Here is a 17,535-nt window from a genome sequence, read left to right as displayed (position 1 = left end):
GTTGCGTCCGTGCCTTCTGGCTGGATTGCCGGGTGCCCCGTCAGCGCCGGATGAAGCGCAGACTTGGCGAGATCACCCGATTGGTCGGATAGGGGAGACCACTTCCCTTCACCGTGACCCTGCAATCCTGCTGTTCGGTTCCGCTCTTGCAGACCAGTTCCTCATCGGACGAGGCCTCGACTGTGCCCTGCTCGCTGCTCTGGCCATTCCCGTTCGTCGCAGCGCCATCGGCATTGGCGACGCCGGTGCGGCCAAGTTCACCCGGGCCAGTGATGGTCTGGCCGGCATCGGCCCATCCGTCATTATAGCCGACCTGCACGTTGACGGGGATCGTACCGGGCAACTGGTTCGCACCGCCCCAGCCGAACACCGCGCCCGGATCGAACCCGGCGCCGCCCCGCACGGGTGCGGTCGAAGCCGACGTGTTGCTGGGCGGAGTGCTCTGCGAGGCCGTATCGGCCGCACCATGAGCTGCATCGATAACGGTGGAAGGCAGCGGGCTTCCGCCGTTACCCGAACCGCCATTGCCAGACCCACCATTCCCAGACCCACCATTCCCGGTTCCGCCATTACCGGACCCACCATTCCCACCGGAAGCCGATGCCAGGATCGCGAAATTGCCCGGCGTGACGCTCAGCGCATAGTTGCCGCCGGCCGACAGCGAACCCAGTCCGATGGCGTAATTGCCGACCGCTTCACCTGCGACACGCGATGCACTGCCGGTCAGGTGGTCACCCGCGACCATGCCCTCGCCGCCGAGCGTGTAGGTGAAGGCGGGATCGACCGCGCCGCGCACCTTACTCTGATTGGCGAAGACGATGCTGATCTGGCGCTGGTTGATCGTACCCACGGCGCCGGCAAGAGTAGGGCTGACCGTGTAGTTGCCGGCATCCGCACCATTCAGGGCCAGATCGGCGACCGAGACCATCTTGCCAGTGCCCGCGTTCCGGTCGGCATAACGCGCCGTGCCGTTCGCAACCACCTGGTCGCCGGTGATCAGCCCATCAAGTGCCACGTCGCTGGCCACGAAGCTGGCCAGATCGGCGCCATCATAGCCCTTGACCAGCGTGCCCACGAACCGTGCGGAGAGGGCCTTGGGCGAGATGGTGGCGACCAGCGGCGCGATGGTATCGAGCACATAGTTGCCAGCATCCGCCCCGGAGAGCCCGGCCCCCGACACCGTCACCACCTTGCCGGTTCCGGCATTGCGATCGGCAAAGGTGAAGGTGGCGCCGGTCAACGCGACATGGTCTCCCGTCACCACGTTGGTGAGCGGATCGAACCCGCCCGTGCCGGCGGTCATGCCGTCATAGACCTTGTCATTGGCATGGGCCACCGTGGCAATCAGGCGCTGGGCGATCGTGCCGGTCGCATTGGTGTCGAAACCCACGATATAGTTGGCGCCACCATTGCCATCGTCGAGAGTCCAGTTGTTGACCCGCAGCGTGCGGTTGCCGGCATTGCGGCTGTCGAACGCCTGCGTCGCCTGGGCCATGTCACCCTGCACCAGCCCCGTGATCAGCACTTGGCCGGAGGAGGCATCGGTGCCGTCATAGGTTTTGGTATCGGACACAGTGCCGAGCGTCAGGGCAGCACGAGCGATGTTCGCGATGCCAAGGGCAGAGCCATCCGCCAGCACATAATTGTCGTAGCCGTTATTGGTCAGGGCGTAACCCGAGAGAGTCACGGCCTTGCCGGTGCCAGCGTTGCGATCGACCAGCAGGCCGGTCACGCCGGAGGTATCCAGGAGCACGCCATCGGCGCTCAGCAGATCCTGGGTCACCGTGTCGCCATCGGCGAGTGTAAACCCAATGGTGCCGAGCTGGTGCGCGCCGAGCAATGTGGTGCCGTCATAGGTCTTGGTGCCCGCACCGGAGACCGTCACCGTGATGGCCCGCGGCGTGATCGTGCCGATATTGGCTGCGGCATAATCCTGCAGCAGGACATAGTTGCCGGCATCCGCGCCGTTCAGGGTCATGCCGCCCACCGTCACCATCTTGTTGGTGCCGGCATTGCGATCGTCATAATGAGCGCCAGCCGTGGTGAGCGTCAGCGCATCGCCGGCGATCACCCCATCGAGATTGATCGGCAGCACCGTGGCATTGTCAGTCCCGTCATAGACCTTGGTGACGGTCCCGGTCAGTGCGCCACTCAGCATCTTCTGCGTGATGTCGCCCGACGCTGTGACGATATTGCGGATATAGTTATTACCGTCATTGCCGTCGTTGATCGTCCAGCCGGTCACCGTCAGCGTGCGGTTGCCCGCATTCTTGCTGTCGAACGACTGCGTGGCAGTGGCGGTATCGACATCGACGAGGCCGGTGATCGTCACGGTCCCGGTGGACCCGGTGGTGCCGTCATAGACCTTGCTGTCGCCAGAGGCCGTCAGCGTCAGGTTCGCCTTGAGGATGCTGGCCGTGCCATTGGCGACATTGCTCAGCACATAGTTGGCGGCATCCGCACCGGAGAGACCGAGGCCCGAGACGATCACGCTCTTGCCGTTCCCGGCATTGCGATCGATGAAGGCCATATGGCCGTTGCTGTCATCCAGCGAGACCAGATCGTGGCCGATCACGCCGACCAGACCATCGAAGCTTCCCGCGAGCGTCGTGGTGCCGTCATAGACCTTGTCATTCACGATCGCGCCGGCGTTCAGCACCTTTTGCGTGATCGTGCCGCTGGCGGTCGAGCCGAGCGAGACGGCGTAGTTGTTACCACCATTGCCGTCATAGACCGCGTAGCCGTTCTGCACGGTGAGCGTGCGGGTGCCCGCCTGACGCTGGTCATATTCCTGCGTCGCGATGACGGTATCACCAGTGATGAGACCGACCGCCTGCACGAGGCCGTTCGACAGCGTGGTGCCGTCATAGACCTTGCTGGCGCTGGTTGCGTTGAGCACCAGGCTGGCCTTGTAGATGTCGGCCGTGCCGTTGGCGATGGAATTGAGCGTGTAGTTCGCCGCATCCGACCCTTCCAGCAGATAGCCCGTGGCGACCACGGCCTTGCCGAAGCCCGCATTGCGGTCAATGAACGTCAATCGGCCATTGGCGTCGTTGAGGTGAACCTGATCCGTGCCGATCACCCCGTCCAGATCGGCGAAGGTGCCGATTGCAGCGGTGGTGCCGTCATAGACCTTGTTGCCGACCGTCGCCGCGGCGGTGATCGTCTTGGGGGTGATGGTGCCGGCCGTGGCCGATCCGATCACGACCGCATAGTTGTGGCCGCCATTGCCGTCCTGCACGCTCCAGCCATTCTCGACCTGCAGCGCACGGACGCCCGCATTGCGGCTGTCGAACGACTGGGTCGCGGTGACGAGGTCGCCGCTGATGAGGCCGCTGGCCACAACCGTCCCACCAGAGGCGTTCGTGCCGTCATAGACCTTGCTGTCTGCGCTGGCGGTGAGCACCAGATTGGCCTTGAGGATGTCGGCGGTGCCGTCGGCCACGGGATCGAGGATGTAGTTGCTCGCATCCGCACCGGTCAGCACCGGGTTGGAGACGGTCACCGTCTTGCCGATGCCGGCGTGGCGACCGGCGAAGGCCAGGGTACCGGCTGCCTCGACATGATCGCCAGTCACCAGATTGGTGAGCGCGCTGAACGTGCCAGTGGCCGTGGTGGTGCCATCATAGACCTTGTTCTGGACGGACACCGTGGTGCTGGTCGTCCGGCGGTCGATGATGCCGTTGGCCGACGCCACGCCGACCAGATAGTTGGCGCCACCATTGCCGTCGTCGACCACATAGCCATTCTGGACCACCAGCAGGCGGTTGCCCGCATTGCGGGAGTCGAACGCTTGGGTCGCCGTGGCGCTATCCCCGGCAATCAGGCCGCTGATCTGCACCACACCATCGGAGATGGTCGTGCCGTCATAGATTTTCTGATCGGACACGGCGCTCAGCGTCAGGGCCGCGCGGGCCACGTCCGCCAGAGCATGGGTGGTGGAAGTGGAGAACACATAGTTGCCGAAGTCGTTCCCGGTGAGGGCATAGCCACCCAGGGTCACACTCTTGCCGGTGCCGGCATTGCGGTCAGCCAGCGTGCCGGTCATGCCCGAGAGATCGACCCCGATGCCATCCGCCGTCATCAGATTCTGGGTCACGCTGTCGCCATCGGCAATCAGCAAGGCAATGCTGCCGAGCTGGTTGTTGCCGAGAACATCAGTGCGATCATAGGTTTTCGAACCGAGGCCCGTCGCGGAGACGGTGATCTGGCGGGCGGAAATCGTGCCCACATAAGCGGAGGCATTGTCGCTCAGCAGATCATAGTTCGCCGCATCGGCGCCGCTCAGCTGGATGCCGGAGACGGTGACCAGCTTGCCGGTGCCGACATTCCTGTCCGCATAGTTCGCCGTGCTGGCGGTCACCGCGACGGCATCGCCCGACACGATATCGACGAGGTTGCTCGGAAGCAGGATCGCCGTCGTCGTGCCGTCATACACCTTGCTAACGGCGCCGGTGAGCGTGGCACTGATCTGCTTGCGCGAGATGGTGCCCGCAGCCGTGTTGCGCACCACAAAATAGTTGGCGCCGCCATTGCCATCATCGATGGTCAGATCGTTGACCACGAGTTGGCGACTGCCGGCATTCTTGCTGTCGAACGCCTGTGTGGCGCTCAAGCTGTCTCCGCCGATCAGACCGCTCCACTGCACCACGCCGTTCGATGTCGTCGTGCCGTCATAAATCTTGCTGTCGGACACGGCATCGAGCGTTAGGGTCGCCTTGGCGATGTCGGCCAGACCCAATGCAGATGTCGAGGTCAGGGCGTAATTGCCGAGGCCGTTGTTGATGAGCGAGAAGCCGCTCAGCGTCACCGCCTTGCCATTGCCGGCATTGCGGTCTGCGAACGCTGCCGACAGGGTCGAAGAGTCGAGCCCCAGACCGTCGGCGCTCAGCATGCCTTGCGTCGCGGTATCGCCATCGGCGAGGATCAGCGCCAGACTGCCGAACTGCGAGAGCGCGAGGTTGGCATTGCCGTCATAGGTCTTGCTGCCATGGCCGGTCACGGTCACGTTGACCTGACGCGGTGTGATCGTGCCGATGTCGGCAGAAGCTGAGGTGGCATTCAGGACATAGTTGGCGGCATCGGTGCCCGTGAGCTGCATGCCCGAGACGGTGACCGTCTTGCCGGTGCCGACATTCGCATTGGCGAAATCGGCGCTGGCAGTGTTGACGACCAGATCGTCCCCGGCGATCACGCCGGCGATGTTGACTGGCTGCAGCGTTGCGCTGGTGGTGCGGTCATAGACCTTGCTCACCGTACCGGTCAGCGAGCCGGACAGCAGCTTCTGCGCGATGCTGCCACTGGCCGCCGTGCCAAGGACGACGGCATAATTGCCACCGCCATTGCCATCTTCCACGGTCCAGTGGTCGACCTGCAGCGTGCGGTTGCCCGCATTCTTGCTGTTGAACGCCTGGGTCGCGGTCACGCTGTCGCCGGCGATCAGGCCGCTGGAGAGGACAACGCCCGTCGAGCCGGTCGTGCCGTCATAGACCCGTGAGTCCGACACCGCCGTGAGGTTGAGCGTCGCCTTGGAGATCGTCGCCGTCCCGTCGGCAATGTCGCTCAGCGTGTAGTTCGCCGCGTCCGCGCCGGAGAGCGTTGCGCCCGAGACCGTCACGGTCTTCCCGACGCCGGCATTGCGATCATAGAAGGCAAGGGTCGCGCCACTGTGATTCAGCGAGACATCGTCACCCGTGATGGTATTGCCGAGGCCACTGAAGGTGCCGGTAGCCGTCGTCGTGCCATCATAGACCTTGTTCTGGACCGTCGCGGTGGCCTGCAGGACGCGCTGGCTGATCGTGCCGTTCGCCATCGCGCCATAGTTTACGAGGTAGTTGCCGCCGCTATTGCCGTCGAACACCGTGTAGCTGTCGACCTGCAGCGTATGCGCGCCGGCCTTGAAGCCGTCGAACCGCTGCGTGGCCACAAAGCCGTCACCCGCGATCAGGCCGCTGGCCTGGACCGCGCCCGCCGAGGCGGTCGTGCCGTCATACTGGCGGGTGTCTGTCACCGCAGACAGGACCAGCTGCGCCTGGCTGATTGTCGCGCTGCTGTTGGCAATGCTGCTCAGCGTGTAGTTGTGCGCATCGGTTCCGCCCAGAGCATAACCGGTGGCGGTCACGGCCTTGTTGATGCCCGCATTGCGGTCATAGAAGGCCAGGCTGCCATTGGTCTTGTCCAGCAGCACCTGATCAGTGCCGACGATCCCGCCCAGCGAGGAGAGGTCGCCCGTGGCCGTCGTCGTGCCGTCATAGACCTTGTTGTTGACGATGGCCGTCGCGGTCAGCACCTTGCGAGCGATCGTGCCGGATGCGGCCGAGCCAAAGGTGGTGACATAGTTGTTGCCGCCATTGCCGTCGTTCACGGACCAGCCGGCCTGGACCTGCAGGGTGCGTGACCCCGCATCGCGCGTGTTGAACGCCTGGGTTGCCGTGAAGCTGTCCCCGGCTGCCAGGCCGAGCGCCTGGACCGCCGCGGAAGAGGCGACCGTGCCGTCATAGCTCTTGCTGTCGCTCACAGCGGTCAACACGAGATTGGCGCGGGTGATGTTGGCCGTGCCGTTGGCGATCGGATCGAGCACATAGTTGCCCGCATCCGCACCGGTCAGGACGGCGCCAGCCACGCTGACTGCCTTGCCGTTGGCGGCGTTCTTGTCCGCGAAGCTGAGCGTGCCGCTCGCCGCGACGATGTCGCCGGATATCACACCCGAAAGCGGGTCGAACGTACCGGTGGCGCTCGTCGTGCCGTCATACACCTTGTCATTGGCGTGGACCGTCGTGCTGACCGCACGCTTGTAGATCGTTCCGGCTGCGTCGATACGGCTGACGATATAGTTCAGACCGCCATTGCCATCGTTGACGACATAGCCATTCTGGACTTGGAGCAGGCGGCTGCCCGCATTCCTGCTGTCATACGCCTGCGTGGCCGACGCCGTGTCGCTGCCCTTCAGGCCAGAAATCGTCACCGTGCCGATCGAGCTGGTGGTCCCGGTATAGGTCTTGCTCATGCTCGACGCGGTCATGGTCAGCGCGGCGCGTGCCACATCCGCAATGCCGTTCGCCGAGGTGGAGCTGAGCACATAGTTGCCCAGCCCGTTGCTCACGAGGCTGTAACCGGAGACCGTCATCGACTTGCCGGTGCCGGCATTCTTGTCGGCCAGCATGCCGGAAATGCCGCTGCTGTCCAGGGTGACCCCGTCAGCGGTCAGGAGCGCCTGCGTTGCGCTGTCGCCCTGCGCCAGCGTGAAGCCGACGCCGGAAAGCTGCGCACCTGTGAGCCCGGTGGCGGCGTCGTAGGTCTTGCTGCCATGGCCGGTCGTGCCCACCGTGACGGCGCGCGCCGTGATGGTGCCCACATAGCCGGAGGTGCTGGTGCTGCCGAGCGTGTAGTTGGACGAGTCCGCTCCGGCCAACGCCAGACCGGTTGCGGTGACCAGCCGGTTCGTGCCGACGTTCTTGCTGTCATAGCTGGCGGACGTCGACGAGACGGTGACCGCATCGCCCGCCACCACACCATTCAGATTAGTACCTGAAATGGTTGCCGTGGCGCTGCCGTCATAAACCTTGGTGACAGGGCCGACGAGCGAGGCCGACAGGGTCTTGCGGGCAATCGCGCCGATGTTGCCGGTGACGGAGCCCGCAATCGTGTAGTTCGCCGCATCCGCGCCGGTGAGGCTGAGGCCATAGGCCGTGACCGACTTGCCGGTGCCGGCATTCTTGTCGCCATAGAGCCCGACCAGACCCGCGGCTAGTGACACGGCGTCGCCCGAGACGACGCCGGTCATGGCGACATTGGACGCCGTGATCGAAGCCAATGTGTTGCCGTCATAGACCTTGTTGGAGGCGCCGGTGAGCGAGGCCCCCAGCTGCTTGGCCGAGATCACGCCGAAGCTGGCCGTGGCTGCCGTGTTCACCGTGTAATTCGCGGCGTCGGCCCCGGTCAGCGCCAGGCCGGAGACGGTCACCGTCTTGCCGGTACCGGCGTTCTTGCTGTCATAGAGGCCGGTCGTCGGCATCACCAGCGACACCGAGTCACCGCTTACCGCATTCGCCAGCGCATAGTTGGAGGCGCTGAGCGAGGCGGTGGTCGTCCCGTCATATGCGCGGGTGATCCCGCCCGTCAGGCTGGCCGTCAGCGCACGCGGCGTGATGCTGCCCATGACGGCGGAGGCCGTGTAGTTCGCCAGACCGTAGCCGTAGATGCGGATAGCGCCATCGCGCACAACCACGGCCATCTCGTCCGCCGTCACCGTCTTGGAGGCACCGACATTCTTGTTATCGAAGCTGCCCAGCGCATAGACGCTCGCCTTGTCGTTGCCGAGCAGGCCGGTGACGAGGAAGTTGGCCTGGGTCAGCAGGGCGTCGGTTGTGCCGTCATAGACCTTGGTGACATTGTCCTTCAGCGAGATGCTGAGCAGCGGCATCTGGTTGTACATCACGCCATTGCCGGTGGTCTGCGCCGGGGCAGTGATGCCGTAGGACGCGCCATATTGGCGGAAGCTGTAGGAGAGGCCGCCGACATCGTTGGTCGGGTCCTGCAGCCAGACCAGCCAGCGGCCATTGGCGGCGGAGAGCGCGCTTGCGCCACTGTTGTTGAAGAACTTGCCGTTCGTCGCGAGTTGCAGCGAGGTGTTGGCCCCGCTTGCCGACACGCTGCTGCCCGCCGTCATGGTCAGATCGCCGACCGAGCGGATGACCGCGCTGCCGGTCGTCACGGCGCCGTTGATCTCCAGCCCGCTGCTGGTGAACAGATCCAGCTTGTTCGTGAGCGACATCGGGCCGAGCTTGCCGATGGTATTGCCGCTGTTGTTGAACGAGACGGTACCCGCGCTGCCGGTGAGCTGGCTGGCGCTGATGTCCACAGACTGTGTGAACAGGCCACTGCCGGCCAGCGCCAGGCCACCATTGGCGATCAGCGACTTGTTATCGGTATCGCCGGTGACGCTCACCGTGCCCGTGCCCGCAAGCGTCACCGGGATCGCATAGGTGTTCGCGCCGTTCTGGGTGTAGAGCGTCAGGCCCGTGCCGGTGCCCGTCGTTCCGCCGAAGACGATGCCGCTATAGGTGCCGGTCAGCACATTATTGTTGATGAAGCCGGCATAAATATCCGAGCCGAGCGTCAGATTGCCGCCGTCCTCGGGGCGCAGGGTCAGCACGCCCTTGGTCAGCAGCTTGGCGGCGACCGGGGTGGCGCCGTTCTTGGCGTTGAGGAACATGCTGTTGGCGACGAGCGTCAGATTGCCCGTATAGGCTGCGGTGCCGAGCGTCGCGGCGCCGGTGTTGCCCTGGTAGATGCCATAGCTGTTGGCGTTGCCTGCCCGGCCGGTGAGGGTCACCGGACCGGAGCCCGTGGCATTGACCACGGCGACGTTGTTCGCGCCGTCGAAGAAGATGCCGCTATGGGTAAGCGCCGCGCTGCCGGCGGCACCGCCACCGAAGCCGGTGAGGTTGATCGCGCCAGCAGCCGTGGAGCGCACGGCGGCGCCACCAGAGATGGAGATGCCGGTGCCGTTGGCGGTGGCGGCGCCGCCGCGACCGTTGATCGTCAGCGCCTTGGCGCCCGAAACGGCCACGCTGGCGTTCGTGTTCATCAGCACGCCGTAACTTGATGTGGCGGAGGAGGAGCCATTGCCGACGCCGCTGATGGTGATCGCGCCGCCCGTGCTGCTGATCGCGCCACCGTTCAGGTAAACACCCAAATCGTTGCCGACATAGCGGCTGGCGCCCATGACAATGAGGTCGCCGCTCGCGGTGCTGAGGTTGGTCGTGGCGTTGGTCTGCACCGGATAATAGTCGCTGGCCCGTCCCAGCGCATACAGCCGCAGGCTGCCTGTGCCGGTGGTAGCGAGCGTCTTGTTTATCAGATTGAGGCCCGTATTGGCGTTATTGCTGCCGAGCGCGCGCATCTCGATGTCGCCGCCGCCGGCCGTGAAGGCCGCGCTGGAAGAGCTGATGTCGATGTTCGTGCCTGTCGCCAGCATCGCCGCCGTATAGGCTGCCAGATCCACCGTCGGGTCGAGCAGCGGAGACACCGCTGCAGAGCCGCCGCGTAGCAGGATATTGCCGCCCTGCGTGGTGATGCCATTGCTGACCGTTATGGTGCCCGTCGCCGCATCGGCCGCGCGGGAGACCAGGGTCACGTCCAGCTTACCCGCGCCGCTCGCGGCGTTGATCGCGTTGGAAACGGTGACGTTGCCGTTCGACTTGGCGGTCAGGCTGGAGGCCCCCGTCGCGGCGGCGACCTTGTTCACCGTGGCGAGCGTGAGGTTGTTGACCGCCGAGAGCGTCACGGCGCTGCTGCCATTGAGCGTGATCGTGCCGGTCGAGAGCGTGCCGCCGGACGTGATGTTGGTCGCATTGGCCGTGGCCAGCCCGATCGCGCCGGTCGTCACATCGCTGGCCGCGCTGATCGCCACGGCGCCGCTGGTTCCGGTCTGGTTGATATTGCCGGTGATGACGGTGGTGGTCGCGGACGACACGGTGAGCGCACCGGAGACGGTAGTCACACCGGAAATATTGAGGTTCTTGCTGCTCTTCGCGGTCAGGGCGCCACTGCTCACCGTCAGTGCCTGCGTGGTGAGGTTGCCATCCTTCGCCTCGACCAGCAGATCGTTGGCGTCGATAGTCACGTTGCTGCCCAGCGTCACCGCGCCGCCATTGGCGACAATGCGGCTGGCTCCACCGGCCGTCTGAGAGATGGTGCCGGCAATGGTGATGCTGCCCGCGCTGGTGATGTCGATCACGCCACCAGACCTGATCTTGGAGGCGGCATTGCTGGATTGGAAGCCATTATAGCCGCTGCCCGAGCGCGGCGCCGAAATCGTCACGCCGCCCGCGCCCGCCTTCAGATCGACCGGAGCGCCGAAGTTGATGCCAACGCCGGCGCTGTCCCCGAGCAGGGTCACACTGTTTGTGCCGTCGATCGTCACGGTGCCGGCACCGGAGAAGTTGGTGCCCACATTGACGCCGGAGGTCGTCTGGCCAGTCATGACCACGTCATTGCCAACGAATATGCCGCTCGAGTTGCTGCTGCGAGAGATGCCGGCCAGGTTCTGGGCCGATCCGTTCAGAGTCAGCGTGCCGGCACCTGCGTTCATGACGGACATCACGTCGGTGCCTAACATGATACCATGGCCGGAGACCGACGTGCCCGTGAGGGTGATGCCGCCGCTGCCGGAAACCAGGCTGCTATTGCCAAAGTAGATGCCCGAGCGCTGATCCGGGGTTGATCCACCAAGCGCCCCCGAAGCGCCAGTGAGCGTGATGCCGCCCGTGCCTGCCGTGATGATGCTGGAGCTATCGCTGAGGGTAATGCCATTGCCGGTCTGACCGGGATTACTCACGTTCGCCACGCTGCCGAAGAGGCTGACATTGCCGCCTGCCGTCGTACCGCGCCGCGCGTCGATCGCGCCCGATCCCGTCACTCGCACGCCGGGACTGCCGGTGTTGCCCAATGCAAAGCCGCCCAGCGTCGACGTGCCATAGGCGATCACGTCACCGCCTTGGGTGGTGATGGCGGAGGCGATGTCGATATAGCTGGCGCTGGAGTTGCTGTCATCGAAATTGGTATTCAGCGTCACGTCCATCTTGCCTGCACCGGACGCGGCCGTGATGCCGTAATTGACGGCGACTCGTTGTCTGGTGCGCACGATCACCTTGCTGGCGCCAGTGGCGGATGACGTCTTGACGATCTTGCCAATATTGCCGCCGCCGTTCGGCGCGAGGACGTACAGGTCGCTATTGCCGCTCATGGTGGTCGAGTTGTTCGCGTCAAAATCCCAGCCCAGCGCGCCACTCAGCGTGATGGCATCGTTAGTCGCGGTGGTCAGCGCGCCGAACTTGATGACCTCATCGCTGGCGATGGATACGGTGCCGGTGGGGCCGGTCTGCTGGATAGCGAGGTTGACGGCGTCCAGATTGACGAAGAGGTTGCCATAGATATCGATGGCGCCGGCGCTCTTGATGGACGACTTTGGCGACGTCCCATCTGTCGTCCCGGTCACCAGATCGATGCTTTTGGCGCCCACCGCCGTGCCGTTGGCGCGGATCGTCAGTCCGCCCGTGCCGGCGGTCAGGTTCAGCGTGGGATAGATGCCGCTGCTTGCGTTGCCCGCTTTGATCGTCGCCCTGGTGCCGGCAGCGCCGAGTGCAGGGCTTGCGCCATTGGCGGCCGAGGTGCCGACGAACGACAAGGCGCCGGTGCCCCCGGTCGAGATCGTGATGTTACCGGCACCGAACAGGATCGCTTCCCTGGACAGCGTGCTGCTGGTGCTCGCGCCGATCATGCTGATATTGCCGCTGGTCGAGGTGATCGATCCCGAACCGGTGTCGAGGAACAGACCGCCCGCCGTGACGCTGGTGCCCTTGAACGTGATGGCGCCCGTCGTCGTCGAGATCGTTCCGCCCACGACACGGGTGCCGTAGCCAACATTGTTCGTCTGTTCAGTAATGTTGCTTGTGGTGCCGTCGAAGCTGATGCTGCCGGTGCCGGTCGTCATCGCCCGCGAATAATAGAAATCAAGGCCGTTATAGCCGGCCGACGTATTGATGTTGGTCCCCTTGATCGAAATGTCGCCGTTGACCGACGTGAAACCGACATTAGAGGAAGAGAAACCATGGCCATAGGCAGATGACGAGGTGCCAGTCAGCGTCATCGGGCCACTGCCGCCGGCGATGTCGAACGGACCGCTGCCGGTCCGATCCACCCTGATCCCGCTCCCGTTTAGGCTCGTGCCAGTCAGGGTGATCGCGCCCCCCGCCCGGATATTCATATTCGTGAGGCGAATGCCGGTGGTCACGTCGTCTGAATAGCGGGCAGCAGTGCTGCTGCCGGTCGCATTGAACGAACCGCTGCCCAGATCGATCAATCCATTATTAGCATAGCCAAGGATGTTCACGGCCGCGATGTTGTCAGTATTGCTGATCGCCGCGCCGCTGCCCACCGCGCCGCTGCCGCCCCAGATGTTGAGGTCGCCGCCATTGGTGCTGACGTTATTCAGGATCTGCACATAGCCGGTAGCGGCATCATTGGCGCGGCTGTTCAGGTTCACGGTCAGCTTGCCGACGGTCGAGCTGATCGTGCCGTTCAGGGTGATGTTGCCGTCCGCCTTCAGCGTCAGCGCGGCGTCGCCGCCTGCCGTCTTGCTGATGTTGGCGCCGTTGGCCAGCGTGATGTCGCCCGTGCCGCCCGAGACGCCCGCACCGCCGGTCGTGATCGTCACATTGGTGCCGCTGTTGAGCCGCCCGTTGAGGTTGGTGACGTTGATCGTGGAGGTGCCGGCAGTCGGCGTGTAAGTGCCGCCCGCATAGGTGGCGGAGGCATCCGCCGCCGTGGAGATGGTGACGCTGGCAGGATCGAGCAGCCATTCGCCCGCCTTGCCGCTGCCGGCCTTGGCATCGACCGTGCCGACGGCCTGAAGGACATTCTTGGACGAGGTTTCGACCCGGCCGCCATCGGTGGCGCCGCTGGCGTCGATGGTGCCGTGGAAATTGGTGAAATTATCGGACCAGAGCACGGCCTTGCCGCCCGCGCCGGCAGAACCGGTCACGTCGATCTTCGCGTCGGGTGCAACGACGACGGCCTGCGCGCGCTGAATGTCGCGGTCGAGCAGGCGGGTGTCGGCATTGTGGCCGCCCTCGCAGTCGCCGCCGACGAGCACGGTGCCGCCGGTCGTGCCGGAGGCATCGAGCTTCGCGCCCTGATCGAGCAGGATGTTCTTGCCGGTCACTTCGATGGCGCCGCCGGTGGCGTCGGCCTTCTTCGCGGTGAGCGTGCTGGCGATGGAAACCTCGCCGCCTTCACCGGCAGTGAGGAAGATGCGCCCGCCTTGTGCGGACACACCTTGGGCGTTGATCGCGCCGCTGGTGCCGGCGAGGGCATAGATGTTGCCGCTCTGCGCGCGCAGTTCGGCCTCGGCGGCCTTGAGCTGGCCCGCATTGGTGACGGACGTGCCGGTGCCGCCGACGACGACCGAGAACTTGCCGTCCCGGTCCGCCTGGTCGCGCAGCATCACCTGATAGCCGGCCAGCAGGCCCACCGAGCCGTTGGCCGCCTCGATCGCGCCCTGATTGTCCACCTTCGCCGCGACCAGCACGACATCCCCGCCCAGGCTACCGATCTTGCCGTAGTTGACAATGGAGGCTTCGCTCGCGCCCGCGAGCGTCTGATTGCCGCCAGCGAGGAAGCTCTCGTTGCTCATGTCCTGCGTGGAGCCGACGAACTTGCCGCCAACGTCGATCCGGCCTTCCTTGCCGATCACGATGCCGTTGCGGTTGATGAGATAGACCGAGCCTGTCGACTGGAGCAGGCCATCGATGCTGGAGGCCGCTGCGCCGGTCACGCGGTTCAGCGTAGCGCCGCTGCCATTGTCGATCGCGACCGTACCGCCCTTGCCGATGGAAAAGTCATTCCATTCGATGATGGCCTTGCCACTCGTCTGGCGGATGTCCGTCCGTCCCGGGCCCGCGCTGATCGTCGCAGAGCCGGTCACCACCGTCCCGCCCGATGGCAATGTCTGTGCATAGACAGGCGCCAGCGGCACGAACGCGCACAGCGACAGGCCGAACAACGGCTTGGTGAAGAGTGCGGCGCGGCGAGCCTGAGAGCGAGTGGTCATCGTATCAATCCCATCTTCTGTGAGCGCAGTGGTCCGGCCGCCGAAAGGGCGGGGAAGATCGCTCTGGTTTCGGTGCCTGCTGCGGGCCTTCCCGGGCGGGCGTTTCATGTGCGGGCCGCTCTGGGCGGCGGAAAATCCGGTGCCGCGTATCGCGGCGGAAAAGTCAGCGTGCTGCGTATCGCAGCGGAAATCTTCTGGGGCGGATGGCGGCCGGCTGGGGATTGTGCCGGCCGCCATCCTTCGGGGGATCATGGGTGGTCAGGCGGCCCTTCTCAGGCGGCTTCTGCCACCGGCTTTTCCTCGGCCTGGCGGCGCGCCGCGCGGCGGGCGATGAGATCGTCCCAGCGCTGCAGCGAGACCAGGTGCATGTCGATCATCGCGTGGCCGCCGCGCTTGACGAGGTCAGCGAGCACTGCATCGGGCAGTTCGCGGAGCGTCTCTTCCGAGACGGCATAATAGTCCGCAAGATGCTCGGGCGTTTCACCCGGGATGAACGTGTTCTTGACCTCGAACAGGCCGGCGGCCTCGATCATGTCGATGAAGGTCTGTGTGCGGCGGCGCTCGGATTCGAACTCGTCGAGGAACGCGATGGCGTTCTTGGTGAATTCGGTCGGTTCGCCGCCGGAGAACAGGGCCTCGCCCTCGTCACCCTCCGCGAAGCCGGGCGCTGCACGGTCGATGCAGACGACGAACTGGTCCTCGCCGGCACCGGCCAGCGTGAAGGGATAGCGGCGCAGATAAGCGGGCACATAGGCGCCGGCCTCGAACTGGCCGTTCGTCATGAACAGGTTCTCGCCCTCGGCCAGGCCCATCACGGCCAGCGGCGTGCGCTCGGCACCCGCGAAGATGATCGGATAGTGGCGCATCGCCTGCGGAAACTCGCCGACGAGCAGCGGCACCAGATGCAGTTCGCGCGCGTGGGGGAAGCCCGCTTCGGTGCGCTGAAAGCGCAGGGCGCCGTGAACTTCGGAGTGGAGCGCCTCGGGCTGATCGTAGAGAAGCTGCGAGCCAGAGAGTTCGATGTCGTTGTTAACCGTGGTCATGCGAGTGGTCCTTCGCTGTTAGTCGGGTTGTGATTTAGAAGCTGGCGGTGACGCGGGCCTGGAGGCGCCAGTCGCCGGAACGTGTGCTCATCCCATCCTTGAGAGCCCAGGCCGAATTGATGCCGGCGGAGAGGTGCCGGCCGAAGCGGTAGTCCGTACCCACGCCCGCCGATGCCACGGTCGTGTTGCGACGCGCGGCAAGGTCGCGCCCATGCGCGACGTCGGTGAAGAGGTAGGGAGAAAGCTGGTCATCCTTGCCGATCAGGGCGAAGGGCGGCAGGCGCAGTTCGTTGCGCAGCACGAAGCCGCGATCGTAGCTGCCGTCATCGGCTGTGTAGCCGCGGGCCAGTCCCTCGCCACCGACGCCGATCTGGGCAGGCAGCGGCAGCGGACGCCGGGTATATTGGAACGCGAACTGGCTCGTCAGCGCGAAGTTCTTCGGCAGGCGAACCGCGCCGGATACGTCCAGCGTCGCATAGGCATAGCGGTCAGACGTGACGCGGTCGTTGGTCAGTTCAGCGAGCCGCGCGCCCGAGCTGCGGGCGCTCAGCCCACCGGGGCTGACATGGAGGTTACCGCTGACCGAAAGCTGGCGTCCATTGCCCGTCCATCCCTTCGAGAGGCCGAGCAGGCCCTGCCACATATCTGCGGAGTCGGAGAGCGCGGTCAGCTGGCCGAAGAAGACGTCCCGGCGCTGGCGCTTGAACTCGACGCCGGCGAGAACATCCCCAAAGCCGGCAGGCAGCCCCAGGTTGGACAGCGCCGAGCGATAGCCGAGGGTGGCCTCGCGGGTGCGCTGGCGAACCGAGAAGTCCGCGTTGATGACCTGATTGGTGAGCGCATCGCTCAGCGTCAGTTCGATATTCTGGCGGGGGGCCGTCGGAATATAGAGGCGGCCACCTTGTGCGACATAGCGGGGCTGACCGCGAAGAATGCTGCCATCCTTGTACCAGAAATCCGTGCTGCCGGTGATCTGATAGGACGCATAGCCCCCCTCGATGAGCGGCAGACGGGCCATCGCACCGAGGAAGAACCGGTTAATCCCGGTGGAGTCCGAACCGCCATTGCTCCAACCGCCATAGACCCGCACAGGGCGGTCGCGACGCACGGCCAGTGTGAGGTCGGTGACGCCGTCCTGGTCCACCGCCGGCGCGAAACGCGCACCGACTTCACCCATCGGCGTGCGATTGAGCCAGTCGAGATCTTCGGCAAGTGGGGTCGCTTTCACCGGGTCGCCCGACTTCTGGCGGATGCCATCGCGCACGGCCTTGGCCGCCTTGCCGTCAGCGCCCTGCACCTTGATGTCGCCGACCCGGAACTCGGTGACGCGGATTTGCAGGACGCCAGAGGTGATTTCCTGTGCAGGCGTGGAAAGAGAAACGAACGGGCGCCCGACACTGCGCGCCTTGCGCGCGATGCCAGCCTGGATCTGGGCGATCAGCTTGCGCGAGAGCGGCTGACCGATGAACGACTGCAACGCCCTGTCGATACCGGCGCGATCGAGATTGGGGACGCGCGAGGCGTCGACCCCATCGGCAGGCACCACGTCGGAGGCGAGCGGCTCATCCGTGCCGGAGAGAAGAACGATGTGGCGCAGCGTCGCGCCAAGCGGGGTCTCGTCCTGCGATGCCGGGACGATGTTTGGCGCCGCAATGGGCGCGCCCGGCGCGACCGGAACCGGCGGGAGGCTGCGTTCAATTGCGGTCTGCGCAGTAGCCGCCGACGCACCCAGAAGGGCAAGGCTCGTCGAAAGCATTAAGATTGTGGTCTGTTTCATCATTCCAAGCCAATTACAAAGAGACATTAAGTCACGTCTGAAAGTAAATCTGCGACCTGTAATGAGTAATTCTGATTAATAATTAGTTAAATTGGCCTGTT

The 17,535-nt window shown here is 64.8% G+C and carries 3 protein-coding genes; all 3 read right to left on the bottom strand.

All coding sequences use genetic code 11. The annotated features are described in order from the left end of the window. Nucleotides 1-40: 40 nt before the first annotated feature. The gene (locus M2342_RS02920) at nt 41-14,614 is read right to left on the bottom strand and encodes a YDG domain-containing protein (RefSeq protein WP_264577968.1); all 14,574 of its coding nucleotides are present in this window, start codon (nt 14,612-14,614) and stop codon (nt 41-43) included. Nucleotides 14,615-14,886: 272 nt separating this feature from the next. Then, nucleotides 14,887-15,657 (bottom strand): SapC family protein, encoded by a 771-nt coding sequence (locus M2342_RS02915; RefSeq protein WP_264577967.1) that lies wholly within the window; start codon nt 15,655-15,657, stop codon nt 14,887-14,889. Between the two features lie 34 nt (nt 15,658-15,691). Further along, complete coding sequence (locus tag M2342_RS02910; protein WP_264577966.1) at nt 15,692-17,413, bottom strand: ShlB/FhaC/HecB family hemolysin secretion/activation protein; 1,722 nt, start codon at nt 17,411-17,413, stop codon at nt 15,692-15,694. Nucleotides 17,414-17,535: the final 122 nt, after the last annotated feature.

Origin of the sequence: Sphingobium sp. B8D3A (assembly GCF_025961995.1) — a bacterium.
Taxonomy (GTDB): domain Bacteria; phylum Pseudomonadota; class Alphaproteobacteria; order Sphingomonadales; family Sphingomonadaceae; genus Sphingobium.
Note: the sequence above shows the minus strand (reverse complement) of the source record. Positions and strands in the feature narration are given on the sequence as shown.

Coding starts and splice junctions, on each gene's coding strand:
- M2342_RS02920 (WP_264577968.1), bottom strand. CDS start 14,614: ATGACCACTCGCTCTCAGGCTCGCCGCGCCGCACTCTTCACCAAGCCG.
- M2342_RS02915 (WP_264577967.1), bottom strand. CDS start 15,657: ATGACCACGGTTAACAACGACATCGAACTCTCTGGCTCGCAGCTTCTC.
- M2342_RS02910 (WP_264577966.1), bottom strand. CDS start 17,413: ATGCTTTCGACGAGCCTTGCCCTTCTGGGTGCGTCGGCGGCTACTGCG.